The following is a 13,468-nucleotide window of genomic DNA, read 5'->3' on the forward strand; positions in this document are numbered from 1 at the left end:
TTCAGCTGTGCCCTGAGCTATGAGATGCGCTTCGCGCCGGCGGCCGGGGTCACGGTGAAGATCTCCGGAGCCGTGTAGCCGGCCTCAGAAAACGCGCGTTCGACGGCGGCTCGCACCCGGGCTTCCGCCTCCACCGGTGTGAGCGCGATGGCTGCCCCGCCGAAACCGCCGCCGGTCATCCGTGCGCCAATGGCGCCGCTGGTACGTGCGGTTTCCACTGCCAGGTCCAGTTCCGGGCAGGAGATCTCGAAGTCGTCCCGCATGGAATCGTGGCTGGCGTCCAGCAGCGCCCCGATGGCGCCGGGGCCGTCACTGACGAGCAGCTCAACGGTCTGCAGGACCCGTTCGTCCTCGGTCACCACGTGGCGAACGCGACGGTAGGTGACATCGTCCAAGAGACTGCTCGCCTTCGGCAGATCCCTGGACCGAACATCCCGGAGCGCCTTCACGCCCAACGCTTCTGCACCCCGCTCGCAGGAAGCCCGGCGTGAGGCGTAGCCGCCGTCGGCATGGGAGTGGGACACCTTGGTGTCGATCACCAGCATGACCAGGCCGGCGGACTCGGCGTCGAAGGGAACCAGTTGGACGCTCTGGTCCCGGCAATCCAAAAACACGGCATGGCCCTTGGACCCGCGAAGCGAGGCCGACTGGTCCATGATGCCTGTGGGGGCACCGACGAAGTCGTTTTCGGCGCGCTGCGTTGCGAGCACCATGTCCTCCGGTCCCAACCCGGCTCCACTCAATTCGTTGAGGGCCGTGATGACGGCGCACTCGATGGCGTGTGAGGAGGACAGGCCGGCTCCCAGCGGCACGTCCGAATCAAGGAGCAGGTCCAGGCCGGGGACCGCGATGCCACGCTGCTGCAGGGCCCAGACCACACCAAGCGGATACTTGGTCCAGCCCTTCGCTGAGCCTGGCGCCAAAGCCGCCAGGTCTGCGGTCACCAGGCCCTGGTCGCCGTACGTGGACAGGAGCCTGACCGTGGAGTCCTGCCTGACTGCAACAGCCACGCGGGCAGTTTTGTCGATGGCGAACGGGAGCACAAAGCCTTCGTTGTAGTCGGTGTGTTCGCCGATCAGGTTAACGCGTCCCGGTGCCTGCCAGACGCCGTCGGGAAGCCTGCCGAACTCCCGCTCAAAGCGTGCCGCAAGGTCCGCTGCGCCGGGCGGTGCCTGTGTGGTCGGCGGGTCAGGGCGCTCGCTCATGCGTGTACTCCTTCGGGTTGGGCGGGCTGCGGGGCAGCGGGGGCAGCAGACTTCGGAACGGTGACTGCACGGAGCCGTTCCGCCACGCTTTCCGGTGTGGTGTCGTTGATGAAAGCCCCCATGGCGGCCTCGGAGCCGGCAAGGTACTTCAGCTTGTCCGCCGCCCGGCGGGGGGAGGTCAGCTGCAGGTGCAGGTAACTGGCCGGGCGCAGCACCTTGTCCAGTGGGGCCTGGTGCCAGGCCGAAATGTAGGGCGTCGGCGTCGGGTAGAAGGCGTCAAGCCGCTTGAGGAGATCCAGGTAAACGTGAGCCAGTTCGTCCTTTTCCTCCCCGCTCAGGGCTGCAAGGTCGGGTACCTGGCGGTGCGGAACAAGGTGGATTTCCAGCGGCCAGCGGGCAGCGAATGGCACGTAGGCGCTAAAGTTCTCGCCTTCCATGACCATCCGGCTCCCGTCTTCGCGTTCCGCCCGCAGCAGCGACCCGGTGAGGGTACGCCGGCCGTCGGACCCATCATAGAATTTCCGCGCCGCAACTCCGAGAGTCCCGGCCCGGGGGGTGATGTACGGGTAGGCATAGATCTGCCCGTGCGGGTGGTGCAGGGTGACGCCGATATCAGCTCCCCGGTTCTCGAACGGAAACACCTGACGGACGCCAGGGAGCTGGCTGAGTGCTTCCGTTCGGTGCGACCAGGCCTCCACTACAGTGCGGGCGCGGGCCTCGCTCAGTCCGCTGAACGATCCCGCGTGTTCGGGCGTAAACGACACCACTTCGCAACGGCCGTACGCCGGCCCCGCGGTGCCCCAGGCCGGATCCTCCGGGATCGGCCCAGCCGCAGGGCCCAGAGAGGGAAAGCGGTTTTCGAACACCACCACGTCGTAGTCTGGCGAGGGAATTTCCGAGGCATTGTGCGCCGTGGTGGGGCACAGGGGGCACTGATCGGCGGGCGGCAGATGGGTACGGGTCTGCCGATGGGCGGCGACGGCCACCCATTCATTCGACAGTGCATCGAAGCGGATTTCTCCGGGCTCCGCGCGCTCAGGAAGCTCCCGTCGATCGGGATTCGTCTCCCGGGTGCGGGACGCGGCAAGGCGGGACCCGGCGTCGTCGAAATAGATAAGCTCCCGGCCGTCGGCGAGCCGGGTGCTGGTCATTCGTGTCATGGCTGAGGTCCTCCGAGTGTGCGGCTTGGATCGATCATGCCAAGGATCTGCTCAAAAAGAAAGATTTTCAAACAAAAAATAACAAAGTGATGATGGCGGGGGCCGTCCGCCACCTGTACGGTGGTGCTCATGACTTCGAGTACAACCCCGGCCGCGAGCGTTCCCTCCGGTTTCCGGACGTATGCCACGGGACGCCAATACGAGCTCCGGAGGGGCGATGCCCTGGCCGTGGTCACGGAGCTGGCAGCCGGCCTCCGGCTCTACAGCCGTGCCGGCGTCCAGCTCACAGAGACGTACGGTGATGCCGACATTTCGCCCGGGGCCGCCGGAATTACGCTGGCGCCGTGGGCGAACAGGGTGGAGGACGGAGTCTGGTACCTCGATGGGAAAAAGCAGCAGCTCGACATCACGGAGGTTTCGCGGAACAACGCCAGCCATGGGCTGCTCCGCAACTCCGCCTACAACCTCGTGGACGAGTCGCAGTATTCGGTGACCCTTGAGGCGACGGTATTCCCCCAGCACGGCTATCCCTTCCTGGTGCGCCACCGGGTGCAGTACCTGCTCGCGGAGGATCTGGGCCTGGAAGTGCGTCAGAGCCTGATTAACGACTCCACCGCCCCGGCGCCCTTCGTGCTGGGCGCCCACCCGTATTTGCGGCTCGGTGACGCGGACGTGGACAACCTGGTCCTGACCGTGGCCGCAGATACCAGCCTCGTGGCGGACGAGCGGCTGATTCCCCGCAGCTCGGAGCCCGTCAGCGGGGACAGCGACTTCCGCGGCGGCCAGCGCATCGGGGACCTTGACATCGATGTGGCCCTGACCGGTCTCAGGTTCGACGGCGGCACGGCCCGCCACACGCTCGCCGCGCCGGACGGCCGCAGTGTGACGTTGTGGCAGGACGAGTCCTGTGGTTACGTCCACGTCTTTGTGACAACCCAGCTGCCGGGCCGGCCCCGGGCGGTGGCCGTCGAACCCATGACCGGTCCCGCGAATGCCTTCAACTCAGGTGAGGGTTTGCGGTGGCTCCCGCCGGGAGAATCCTTCACCATGGCCTGGGGGATCGATGCCGTGTTGGGCGACGCCGGATAGTCGTTTCGCATAAGGGCCTCAGCTGAGGAAGTATTAGGCTATGACGCCAGCTGAGGACGCCACCCTATCCGCTTCAACGCCGGACCGGCAGGTATCGGATTCGGTCCGGCCCGCTGAAAAGCCCCGAACCCCCCGCATCCGGGCGGACCGGGAGCTCGAGCAGGACATCCCGTACGGGGTCCGCATCGCAGCTTCATGGGCCTGGCGGATCGGGCTCATCCTGGTAGTAGGCGGCGCCCTGATCTGGCTGCTGAGCCGGATAAGCTTCCTGATCATTCCGGTTATGGTGGCAGCTCTCCTGGCCGGGCTGCTGAGCCCTGTGGTGCGCTGGCTGCGGAGCAAGCGGCTGCCCAACGGCGCTGCGGTGGCCATCACCGTCCTCGGTTTTATCGGCCTGATCGTTGGTGCCCTCGCCCTTGTTGGGCGCCAGTTGGCTTCAGGTTTTGGCGAACTCTGGTCCCAGGCGCTGGCTGGCGTCAAGCAGGTCCAGGACTGGCTGGCCGAAGGGCCGCTGCACCTGACGGCGGACCAGATTGACCAGTACCTGAAGGATGGCACCGCTGCCCTGCAGAACAACAGCAGCAGCATCCTTAGCGGCGCACTGTCGTTCGGCAGTACTGCAGGCCACTTCGCAGCAGGCCTGGTGCTGGCCCTGTTTATCCTGATTTTCTTCCTTCTTGAGGGCGATAGGATCTGGGCCTTCATGGTCCGCCTGCTACCGAAGAAGGCGCGCGCTGCCACCTTTGGCGCCGGCCGCAAGGGGTGGGCGTCCATGGTCAGCTATGCAAGGATCCAAATGTTTGTCGCCTTCGTGGACGCGGTGGGCATTGGCGTGGGAGCGGCAATCATCGGTGTTCCGCTGGCCCTGCCGCTGAGCGTGCTCGTGTTCATTGGTTCGTTCATTCCGGTGGTCGGCGCACTGGTGACAGGAGCCATCGCCGTTCTTCTGGCGCTCGTGGCAAACGGGCCGATCAACGCCCTCATCATGCTGGCCATCGTGCTCCTGGTTCAGCAGTTGGAGAGCCACATCCTGCAACCACTGGTGATGGGCAAAGCCGTGTCCCTGCATCCGGTGGCGGTCATCCTGAGCGTGGCGGCAGGATCGTACTTGGCAGGTATTCCCGGGGCGCTGTTCTCGGTGCCCATTCTCGCCGTAGCAAACTCCGCAATTCGCTACATCGCTGCCAGAACGTGGGAACATGAAGAAGTGCTGGTAACCCCCGAGGGGCCGGTGACGCTTGGCCCGGACACTGATGACACCATCAGGGAAGTCCGGTTGCCGGGCGGCAGGTCCCTCCGTGGCGAGGACGCCGCAAACAGCACAGACGCATCCAATCCGGAGGGCAAGGCCTGACCCGTCTGCCGGCCACCGGAGCCGAATCCACCCAAGGAGAACAGTCCGTGAACACCCTCGATACCCTTCCCGTCACGCTGGACGATGTCCTGGAGGCGCAGAAGCTGCTCGATGGGATTATTACGCGGACACCGGTGGAATCATCGCGGGCCCTCGGCGGCATGGTGGGCGGCGAGGTCTTTTTCAAGTGCGAAAACCTGCAGCGGGCCGGTTCCTTCAAGGTCCGCGGCGCCTATGTGCGGATGGCAAAGCTGTCCGCGGAAGAGAAAAAGCGCGGCGTTGTGGCTGCGTCGGCGGGTAATCACGCCCAGGGCGTGGCGGTGGCCGCCAAAGCCCTCGGCATCAAGGCCCGCATCTACATGCCGCTGGGCGTAGCGCTTCCCAAATTGGCCGCCACGCGCAGCCACGGTGCCGAGGTGGTACTCCACGGGCACAACGTGGACGAGGCCCTCGCCGAGGCGCAGCGATATGCCGACGAGTCGGGCATGGTTTTTGTGCACCCGTTCGACAATGTGGATGTGGTGTCCGGCCAGGGCACTGTGGGGCTGGAGATCCTGGAACAGATCCCCAACGTGGACACCATCCTGATGGGCGTGGGAGGCGGCGGGCTGCTGGCCGGCGTCGCAGTGGCCGTGAAGGCAAGGGCCCGGGAGCTTGGGCGTGAGATCCGCATCATCGGCGTCCAGGCCGAAAACGCAGCCGCTTATCCGCCGTCGCTGGCCGCCGATGCGCTGGTTCCGCTGAAGAAAGTGTCCACCATGGCTGATGGCATCGCCGTGGGCCGTCCAGGCCAGCTGCCGTTCAGCATCATCCGTGAACTGGTCGATGATGTGGTCACCGTTAGCGAGGATTCGCTGGCGCGTGCGCTGATCTTCCTGCTGGAACGGGCCAAGCTTGTGGTGGAACCCGCCGGAGCTGTGGGGGTTGCCGCGCTGATGGACGGGAAGATTGAAAACCCCGGCACCACCGCCGTGATCCTGTCCGGCGGCAATATTGACCCGATGCTGATGCTCAAGGTCATCCAGCGCGGTCTGTCCGCCGCCGGCCGCTACATGACGGTACGCATGATGCTCGATGACCGGCCGGGCTCGCTGGCAACCATCGCCCGGATCATTGCCGAGAACGACGCCAACGTGACCGGGCTGGACCACACACGTGTTGGCGGCTCAATCAGCATGGGTGACGTCTCCATTACCGTTAACCTCGAAACCAAGGGCCACGAACATTGCGAACAGGTCCTGGGCGCCCTCCGCGCCGAGGGTTTTCAGCCGATTGTGGTGCATTAGGAGCAGCCATGCTGGATGCGATGGGGGACGGAAGGCCAAGGAGCAGGGAAACCACTGCTTCGCGCGCGAAGGGCGGCCTGCTGGTTTCGGGGGGCTTTGTCGTTGTGCTCTTTGTCATTGAAGTGGTCAATATGCTGACCCTCCACGCACTGAACAGGACCTTCGGGCTAAGGCCAAGGTCTCTTGACGGGCTCCTGGACATCTTCACCTTTCCGCTCCTCCACGCCAACATGAACCATCTGCTGTCCAATGCCTTTCCGCTGGTGATTTTCGGGTTCCTGGTCTTCCTGTCAGGCCTGCGGGTGTTCCTGACGGCGCTGGCGTTCAGTTGGCTGGGCTCCGGACTGACCGTCTGGCTGATTGGCGACGGCGGCATCACCGTGGGAGCCTCCGGGCTGGTCTTCGGATTGTTCGCCTTCCTCCTGGTCCGTGGTTTCTTCAACCAGAGTTGGCGGCAGATCCTCCTGGCGGTGGTCCTTTTTATGGTCTATGGGAGCATCCTGCTGGGTGTGCTGCCGATCATGGGAAGCTTCGTCTCCTGGCAGGCGCACCTGGGCGGGGCAGCGGGGGGAGTGGTGGCTGCTCTTCTGCTGCGCCCCAGGGACACCAAAACGCCGGCCCCCTGACGGGGACCGGCGTTGAGGTTGAGGCCAGTAAGTATCAGCCGGTGTACGGCTTGGCAGAGATGAGCTCCACCGTGATGTCCTTGCCGTTCGGAGCGGTGTAGCTGAGGGTCTCGCCCTCTTTGTGCCCGACGATGGCGGCACCAAGGGGCGACTTCTCGCTGAACACATCCAGGTCCGAGTCGCCCGCGATTTCACGGGACCCCAGCAGGAACGTCTCTTCGTCCCCGGCGATCTTGGCGACTACAAGCATGCCGGGTTCGACGATGCCGTCATCGGCCGGGGCTTCCCCCACGTGGGCATCACGCAGAAGCACCGTCAGCTGGCGGATCCGGGCTTCAATCTTTCCCTGTTCCTCTTTGGCCGCGTGGTAACCGCCGTTTTCCTTGAGGTCGCCCTCCTGGCGGGCAGATTCGATCTTCTGGACAATCTCCGCACGGCCTGCGCCGGAAAGGTGGTCCAGCTCTGCCTTCAGGCGGTCAAAAGCTTCCTGGGTGAGCCAGGCTGCAGGCGCGCTGTTGGTGGTAGACACGGACTTCTCCTAATGGTCGTACATGCAAAAGACCCCGCCACGGTGGCCACTTGTGGAACTCAGTAACCAGCTCAGCGGGGTAAAGGTATTGGTCCATTGTAGTCAAAACTCTGGAGATATCCCAAAGGGGATGCGGCGCAGATCACATGAAGTTACTTTCCGCTTTCCGGGGCCCAGCAGTTATCCACCACACCGGAAACGGAAGGCGACTCGGTCCGCAGTGCCACGCGCTGCGCGACGGTTCGGCCGCCGTCGGCCGTTTTGTCCGCTGCTCCCGGTGGGATGTCCACAACTTTCCAGCCCACCACGGCGAACTTGGAATCCAGGGCTTTCACAGCGCACTTTACGGCCGTGCCCGGCTCCCTGGTGACCTGGAAATCAACCTCGGCCTGCGTGGCATCGACAGTACTGAAGCCAATGTCCTTGAACGTTACGCCAGAGGCAGCTGAGGATGTGGAGACCCAGGCCATAAAACCGACGCCGACTGCAAGGCCTGCCACGGCGATGCCGCGTTTGGCCGCCCGCGAAAGGGGCCGCTTTTGACCGCCATAACGATTGGCTAGGCTAGTGTCTGCAGGCGGGGACACGGCGGGCTGATCCTGGGTAGTCACCAGTCCAGTTTAGTTCGGATCCGGACCGTGCCCGTCCCAGCGGATCATGCAGCCGGTCCGTGACCACGCTCTGCCCCCGCATCAATACCGCAGCCGTCATTGTTCCCCAGCCCGTTAAGGCAAGTGGCCGAAATGCCAGCCCCAGAAGAAAAAGGAGCCGTCCTTCGATGACAGCGTCCACTCAAAGCCCGGCTCCGCTCCGTCTGCTCGCCGTTCATGCGCACCCGGATGACGAGTCCAGCAAGGGCGCGGCCACCATGGCCATGTACGCTGCCGCCGGCGTGGACGTCATGGTGGCCACCTGCACGGACGGCTCCCGGGGCGATATCCAGAATCCCGCAGTGGAAGGTGCGCCCCATCCAAAACGGGACATGGCGGGGGCGCGGCGGCTGGAGATGAATCAGGCGGCCAGGATCCTGGGCATCAAACAGCGCTGGCTGGGGTTTATGGATTCGGGCCTGCCCGAGGGCGACCCGTTGCCGCCCCTGCCGGCCGGATCGTTCGCGCTGCAGCCGTTGGAGCACGCCGCTGCGCCCTTGGTGCGGCTGGTCCGGGACTTCAAGCCGCACGTCATGGTGAGCTATGACGAGAACGGGGGATACCCGCATCCCGACCACATCATGGCCCATCGGGTGGCCGTGGAGGCCTTTGCCGCTGCCGGCGATCCGGCCCGCTACCCGGGAACAGGCCCTGCCTGGGAGCCCAGCAAGCTCTACTACGACCGCGCCTTCAACCCTGCCCGATTCCGTGCTTTGCACTTTGCCCTTGAGGAAGCCGGGCTGCGGTCGCCATACGCGGAGCGTCTTGCCGCCTGGCTCGAAGCGGACGCCGAAGGCCATACACCGCCGCCCGGCACCCATACCACCACCACCCAGATTGATTGCGGTGACTACTTTGAGGCCCGCGACGACGCACTGCGGGCACACCGTACCCAAGTGGATCCCCTGGGGTTCTTCTTTGCCGTGTCCGCTGAGATGCAACGCCGGGTGTGGCCGTGGGAAGACTATTCGCTGATCGAGTCCAGGATTCCGGCCACCTTCCCAGAGAAGGATCTGTTCGCCGGGCTAAGATAGATGCGGCAGATTATTCTATGCCGTGTAGAAAAGCGGTGGGATGATCCGGGTCCAGCGGCCCCGGGTGCGGAAACCGTCGCCGGCTGCCCACCAGTTTCCATAGAAGGTTAAACCGTGCATCAGTTGCTCCTGGCTTTGTCCACCACGCCTACGCCCTTGCCCACCCCCGGCCTGCGGGAGGGCATCTCCGAGGACCAGATCACTCCGGGCCTGTGGGGCTTTATCATGACGGCCTTTTTTGTACTGGCCACCGCGGTGCTGATTGTGGACATGGTCCGTCGCATCCGGCGGGTCCGGTACCGGGGCCAGGTGGAAGAGGAACGCCAGGCAGCGGCGGAGGCGGCAGACATTGAAGCCGACGACGTCCGTCATCCCGTGGAGGATGGCATCCAGAGCCGCGCCCAGGACGGCTCAGACATCAACCGGCGAGGCCCGCGGGAGTAGACGGGCACCATTCCCGCGGCCCCACCTCGCTCACCCTGCTTCCGTAGACTGGGACTGGCAGCAACATTCCCTGCCGTGAGTGAACGAAGGGGACACGGATGAACAGCGAGAGCCAGGGCCGTCCTGCACAGGAGGCCGCGCCCGCCACCGCTTCCAACGCCCTGGGCGGTGAACCTTCCGCGTACCTGCGCCAGCACGCGGGTAATCCCGTCCACTGGCAGCCGTTCGGTGATGCGGCTTTCGCCGCCGCCGCCAGCCGGGACATTCCGGTGTTCCTGTCGATCGGCTACGCGGCCTGTCACTGGTGCCACGTCATGGCGCATGAGTCGTTTGAGGACAGGGAAACCGCCGACTATCTGAATGCGCATTTCGTGGCCGTGAAGGTGGACCGGGAAGAGCGTCCCGACGTTGACGCCGTGTACATGGCTGCCACACAGGCCATCAGCGGCGAAGGTGGCTGGCCGATGTCCGTCTTCCTCACCCCGGAAGGCCTTGCCTTCCACGCCGGCACCTACTTCCCGCCCCGCCCGATGCCCGGGAGGCCCTCCTTCCGGCAGGTGCTGGAAGCGGTCAACGACGCGTGGCAGGAACGGCGCGACGCGGTGGAACAAAACGCCACGTCGCTGGCTCAAAGCCTGAGCGACGCGCAGCTCTCGGCCGCCGTGACGGTGTCCGGACCGCCGCCCCTGCTTGACCCGGACCTCCTCCCTGCCGCCGTTGCCTCGCTGGCCCGCTCCGAGGACGTGACCGGCGGCGGTTTTGGCGCCGCCCCGAAATTCCCGCCGTCGGCCGTGCTGGAGTTCCTGATCAGGCACGCCGCGGTGCCCTCGGACACTGCTCTTGCCGCGAGGGACATGGCGGGCCGGACACTGGCGGCCATGGCCCGCTCGGCGCTCTTCGACCACTTGGACGGCGGTTTTGCCCGGTACTCGGTGACCCGGGACTGGTCAGTCCCGCATTTCGAAAAGATGCTGTACGACAACGCCCAGCTACTGCGTGAATACGTGCACTGGGTGCGCCTGGGCGGCAATGAGGTGTTCTCCGCCGAGGAAGCGGCGGACGTGGCCGTTCGTACCGCAGAGTGGATGCTGGAATCCCTCGCCCTCGACCCTGTCGGCGGCTCAGGCGGTGCCGGCTTTGCGCTCGCCTCCTCCCTCGATGCCGACTCCGTAGTGGACGGTGAACATCACGAAGGGGCCGCCTACCTCTGGACCGTTGAAGGCCTGCAGAAAGTGCTGGGCGACGCCGACGGAGGCGCTGTTGGCCGCCTGATGAACGTCGGGCAGGTAGCTACCGTCTCCGAATACGGCTCGCCCCTGCACCCCGCGCGGCGCCTGGACAGTGCCGAGACGGAGTTGTGGGCCAGGGCCCGTCCAACCCTGCTGACCGCCAGGAATCTGCGGCCCCAACCCGCGCGGGACGACAAGGTGGTGGCCGGCTGGAACGGGCTCGCCGTCGCAGCGCTGGCCGAAGCCGGGGCGGTGTTGGGCCGGGACGACTTTACCGGCGCGGCCGAATCGATCGCCGCCTACCTTGAACGCGTCCACTGGCAGGCCGATGCCCGCTCGCTGATCCGGGTCTCCCATGCCGGCACCGCCCGCGGGATGGATGGGTTGCTTGAGGACTATGCCTTCTGCGCAGAGGGCATGTTTGCCCTGTACGCCACCACCGGCCGGACGCACTGGTACCGCTTCGCCGAACGGCTGGTGCACTCGTCCAGCAGCCGCTTCGTGGTGGGCGGCCGCCTGGTCGACACCGCCGGGGGAGATGGCCAAGTACGGGCGGCGCAGGGCGGTCAGGCGGGCCTGGACCCGTTCGACAACGCCACGCCCAGCGGCGCCGCGGCGTTCGCCGGCGTCCTGCTCAGCTACGCCGCGCTTTCCGGGTCCGCGGAGCACCGTGCCCTGGCCGCGCAGGTCCTTGCGCTCGTGCCGCCGCTGGCAGGGCAGGCGCCGCGGGTGGCCGGCTGGCTCCTGGCGACCGCCCAGGCAGCCCTCGCGGGCCCGGTGGAGGCCGCCGTCGTCGGGCCGCCAGGTCCCGAAAGGACGGCACTGCACCTGGAGCTGCTCAAGTCAGCCAGTCCAGGCCTGGTGATCGCGGTGGAGGACGACGGCGGCGCGGAAGTTCCGCCGTCGGACGCTCCTTCCGGAGGGCAGCCAGTCCCGGCCGAACCGGAAGCCGTCCCGCTGCTTGCGGACAGGCCACCCGGGCCGGGCGGATCCCCGTTGGCCTATCTGTGCCGGAACATGGTGTGTGAACGTCCTGTGGCTACGCCCGAGGACCTGCGTGCGCGGCTTGAGCTGATGGTGGGTGCGGGGCCCGTCAGCTGAGGACGGCGATGAGGATAGCCGCGAAATGGGCACCGAAGGCGAACACCGTCAGCGCATGAAAGAGCTCGTGGAAGCCGAAATGGTGGTAGCTGAAGTTGGGCTTCTTGAGCGCATAGAACACGGCGCCGGTGATGTACAGGACGCCGCCCACGCAGATCAGGACGGCCGCAGGGACGCTGGCGGCGAAGAACTCCGGCAGATAGAACAGCGATCCGCAGCCGAGGGCGATGTAGATGGGCACATACAGCCAGCGCGGGGCGTTCGTCCACAGGAGGCGGAACAGGACTCCGAGGATGGCGCCGGACCAGATGACCCAGAGCAGCAGGACGGCCTTGGGCTGTTCAAGCAAGGACCAGGCAAGCGGCGTGTAGCTGCCTGCGATGACCAGCATGATGTTGGTGTGGTCCAGCCGTTTGAGGAGCATCTTGACGCGGGGGGACCAGTTTCCGCGGTGATAGACGGCGCTGACGCCGAAAAGCAGGACGCCGGTGGCGGCGTAGATGGCCGAGGTGATTTTGCGGTCCGTGGTGGGGGCCACGGCCACGAGGATGATGCCTGCGACCAGCGCCAGCGGCGCGGCGACCGTGTGGATCCAGCCACGCCACTTGGGCTTGATCATCAGGAGTTCGGCCAGCCGGACCGCGGCGTCATCCACCGGGCTATGGCCGTCCGCCTCGGGTGCGCGGCCGGCGTCGGGAGTCTGGCTGTTCATGCCTCCAGAATATCCTCCGGCGCCTTAAGTTACTCACCGGTAACTCAATTCGACGGTCCGGATGACGCTCGAGGGCGCGTGCGCACTGCCCGCGGACGGTAGCCTAGGATGTGCAATGCCGTCGAACAGTAACGGAAGTCAGGTGAGTCTCCTCGTGGAATTGGGCGGGTTCCTCTACGGCTTCTACGAGAGACGGCTCCTCCGGGAGTTGGCCGGCGGCCGCATCCCCAAGCACATCGGTGTGATGGTGGACGGCAACCGGCGGTGGGCCAAGCAGTTCAACGCTCCCACCAGCCAGGGCCACCAGGCCGGCGCCGACAAAATCCATGAATTCCTTGGCTGGTGCCAGGAACTCGGCGTCAAAGTGGTCACGCTGTACATGCTGTCCACGGACAACATGAGCCGCTCCAGCGAAGAACTGGATCTCCTGATGGGGATCATCGCCAACACCCTGGACCGGCTCGACGAGGACGCCAACATCTCGGTCAACGCCATGGGAGCCCCCGAACTCCTTCCCGACTACCTGGCCGAGCGGCTCAACAAACTGACGGCCCGGACTCCGGTGCAGGAAAAGATCCACGTCAACGTTGCGGTGGGTTACGGGGGCCGCCGCGAGATCGTCGACGCCGTCCGGGAACTGCTTCACGACGCCGTCGCCAAGGGATCTGACATCTCAGCGCTCGCGGACAGCCTCAGCGTGGACGATATTTCGCGCTTCCTGTACACCCGCGGCCAGCCCGATCCCGACCTGGTCATCAGGACCTCCGGGGAGCAGCGGCTGTCCGGCTTCCTCATGTGGCAGAGCGCCTACAGCGAGTTCTACTTCTGCGAGGCCCTGTGGCCGGCGTTCCGCAAGGTCGATTTCCTGCGGGCACTGCGCGATTATACCGGACGGCAGCGCCGCTTCGGTACCTGAGCAGGGCTTCCCCGCACGGCAGCACCCCGGGCGGGTATCCCGCCGTCGTGCCCGTTCATCTGGGGTTCACAATTTGGCAACAGGAATCGCCGACGGATGATTTCGGAAATTACTGGCCGGGGATTTACGTTGT

Annotated in this window: 14 protein-coding genes; 8 read left to right on the forward strand and 6 right to left on the reverse strand. The window is 65.5% G+C overall.

The features are described from left to right. Window positions 1-17: 17 nt before the first annotated feature. From galK to AB4Y73_RS10245, 3 genes are read right to left on the reverse strand one after another with little or no spacing between them, the layout of a single operon-like run. Entirely contained in the window at window positions 18-1,205 is a 1,188-nt protein-coding gene (gene galK, locus AB4Y73_RS10235) for a galactokinase (RefSeq protein WP_441871321.1), read from the reverse strand. After that, a complete protein-coding gene (gene galT, locus AB4Y73_RS10240) occupies window positions 1,202-2,365 on the reverse strand; it encodes a galactose-1-phosphate uridylyltransferase (protein ID WP_441871322.1) in 1,164 nt (387 codons plus the stop codon). The genes galK and galT overlap by 4 nt, the downstream gene beginning before the upstream one ends. Then, entirely contained in the window at window positions 2,362-2,496 is a 135-nt protein-coding gene (locus AB4Y73_RS10245) for a hypothetical protein (RefSeq protein ID WP_441871323.1), read from the reverse strand. Before AB4Y73_RS10245 ends, galT begins: the two co-directional genes overlap by 4 nt. Between AB4Y73_RS10245 and AB4Y73_RS10250 the strand changes: the two genes are divergently transcribed. The 4 genes from AB4Y73_RS10250 to AB4Y73_RS10265 are packed head-to-tail and all read left to right on the forward strand — an operon-like array spanning window position 2,495 to window position 6,720. After that, window positions 2,495-3,454, forward strand: a complete 960-nt coding sequence (locus AB4Y73_RS10250) for an aldose 1-epimerase family protein (protein ID WP_441871324.1) — start codon at window positions 2,495-2,497, stop codon at window positions 3,452-3,454. The two genes, AB4Y73_RS10245 and AB4Y73_RS10250, sit on opposite strands and share 2 nt — an antisense overlap. 40 nt (window positions 3,455-3,494) lie before the next feature. Then, window positions 3,495-4,808 (forward strand): AI-2E family transporter, encoded by a 1,314-nt coding sequence (locus AB4Y73_RS10255; protein ID WP_441871325.1) that lies wholly within the window; start codon window positions 3,495-3,497, stop codon window positions 4,806-4,808. 47 nt (window positions 4,809-4,855) lie between these two features. Further along, complete coding sequence (gene ilvA / locus AB4Y73_RS10260) at window positions 4,856-6,094, forward strand: threonine ammonia-lyase (RefSeq protein ID WP_441871326.1); 1,239 nt, start codon at window positions 4,856-4,858, stop codon at window positions 6,092-6,094. An 8-nt stretch (window positions 6,095-6,102) separates the two neighbouring features. Next, window positions 6,103-6,720 (forward strand): rhomboid family intramembrane serine protease, encoded by a 618-nt coding sequence (locus AB4Y73_RS10265; RefSeq protein ID WP_441871327.1) that lies wholly within the window; start codon window positions 6,103-6,105, stop codon window positions 6,718-6,720. A gap of 34 nt (window positions 6,721-6,754) precedes the next feature. Here the strand turns inward: AB4Y73_RS10265 and greA are convergent, their stop codons facing one another. After that, window positions 6,755-7,249 carry a transcription elongation factor GreA gene (greA, locus tag AB4Y73_RS10270; protein ID WP_441871328.1) on the reverse strand — a complete coding sequence of 165 codons (495 nt, stop codon included), beginning with the start codon at window positions 7,247-7,249 and terminating at the stop codon, window positions 6,755-6,757. A 152-nt stretch (window positions 7,250-7,401) separates the two neighbouring features. Next, window positions 7,402-7,860, reverse strand: a complete 459-nt coding sequence (locus tag AB4Y73_RS10275; protein WP_441871329.1) for a DUF4307 domain-containing protein — start codon at window positions 7,858-7,860, stop codon at window positions 7,402-7,404. A gap of 167 nt (window positions 7,861-8,027) precedes the next feature. Between AB4Y73_RS10275 and mca the strand changes: the two genes are divergently transcribed. The 3 genes from mca (at window position 8,028) to AB4Y73_RS10290 (ending at window position 11,707) form a co-directional block, all read left to right on the forward strand. Beyond that, complete coding sequence (gene mca, locus AB4Y73_RS10280; RefSeq protein ID WP_441871330.1) at window positions 8,028-8,933, forward strand: mycothiol conjugate amidase Mca; 906 nt, start codon at window positions 8,028-8,030, stop codon at window positions 8,931-8,933. Window positions 8,934-9,047: 114 nt separating this feature from the next. Beyond that, a complete protein-coding gene (locus AB4Y73_RS10285) occupies window positions 9,048-9,377 on the forward strand; it encodes a hypothetical protein (RefSeq protein WP_441871331.1) in 330 nt (109 codons plus the stop codon). 98 nt (window positions 9,378-9,475) lie between these two features. Continuing rightward, entirely contained in the window at window positions 9,476-11,707 is a 2,232-nt protein-coding gene (locus AB4Y73_RS10290) for a thioredoxin domain-containing protein (protein ID WP_441871332.1), read from the forward strand. Here AB4Y73_RS10290 and trhA read toward each other — a convergent pair. Next, window positions 11,700-12,419: a PAQR family membrane homeostasis protein TrhA gene (gene trhA / locus AB4Y73_RS10295; protein WP_441871333.1), complete on the reverse strand. Its 720-nt coding sequence runs from the start codon at window positions 12,417-12,419 to the stop codon at window positions 11,700-11,702. The two genes, AB4Y73_RS10290 and trhA, sit on opposite strands and share 8 nt — an antisense overlap. Window positions 12,420-12,573: 154 nt before the next feature. On the opposite strand from trhA, the gene AB4Y73_RS10300 reads away from it, so the two are divergent. Beyond that, window positions 12,574-13,335: an isoprenyl transferase gene (locus AB4Y73_RS10300; protein WP_441871419.1), complete on the forward strand. Its 762-nt coding sequence runs from the start codon at window positions 12,574-12,576 to the stop codon at window positions 13,333-13,335. Window positions 13,336-13,468: the final 133 nt, after the last annotated feature.

Source organism: Pseudarthrobacter sp. TAF60_1 (genome assembly GCF_052113505.1).
Lineage (GTDB): Bacteria > Actinomycetota > Actinomycetes > Actinomycetales > Micrococcaceae > Arthrobacter.

Coding starts and splice junctions, on each gene's coding strand:
- galK (WP_441871321.1), bottom strand. CDS start 1,205: ATGAGCGAGCGCCCTGACCCGCCGACCACACAGGCACCGCCCGGCGCA.
- galT (WP_441871322.1), bottom strand. CDS start 2,365: ATGACACGAATGACCAGCACCCGGCTCGCCGACGGCCGGGAGCTTATC.
- AB4Y73_RS10250 (WP_441871324.1), top strand. CDS start 2,495: ATGACTTCGAGTACAACCCCGGCCGCGAGCGTTCCCTCCGGTTTCCGG.
- AB4Y73_RS10245 (WP_441871323.1), bottom strand. CDS start 2,496: ATGAGCACCACCGTACAGGTGGCGGACGGCCCCCGCCATCATCACTTT.
- AB4Y73_RS10255 (WP_441871325.1), top strand. CDS start 3,495: ATGACGCCAGCTGAGGACGCCACCCTATCCGCTTCAACGCCGGACCGG.
- AB4Y73_RS10265 (WP_441871327.1), top strand. CDS start 6,103: ATGCTGGATGCGATGGGGGACGGAAGGCCAAGGAGCAGGGAAACCACT.
- mca (WP_441871330.1), top strand. CDS start 8,028: ATGACAGCGTCCACTCAAAGCCCGGCTCCGCTCCGTCTGCTCGCCGTT.
- AB4Y73_RS10290 (WP_441871332.1), top strand. CDS start 9,476: ATGAACAGCGAGAGCCAGGGCCGTCCTGCACAGGAGGCCGCGCCCGCC.
- trhA (WP_441871333.1), bottom strand. CDS start 12,419: ATGAACAGCCAGACTCCCGACGCCGGCCGCGCACCCGAGGCGGACGGC.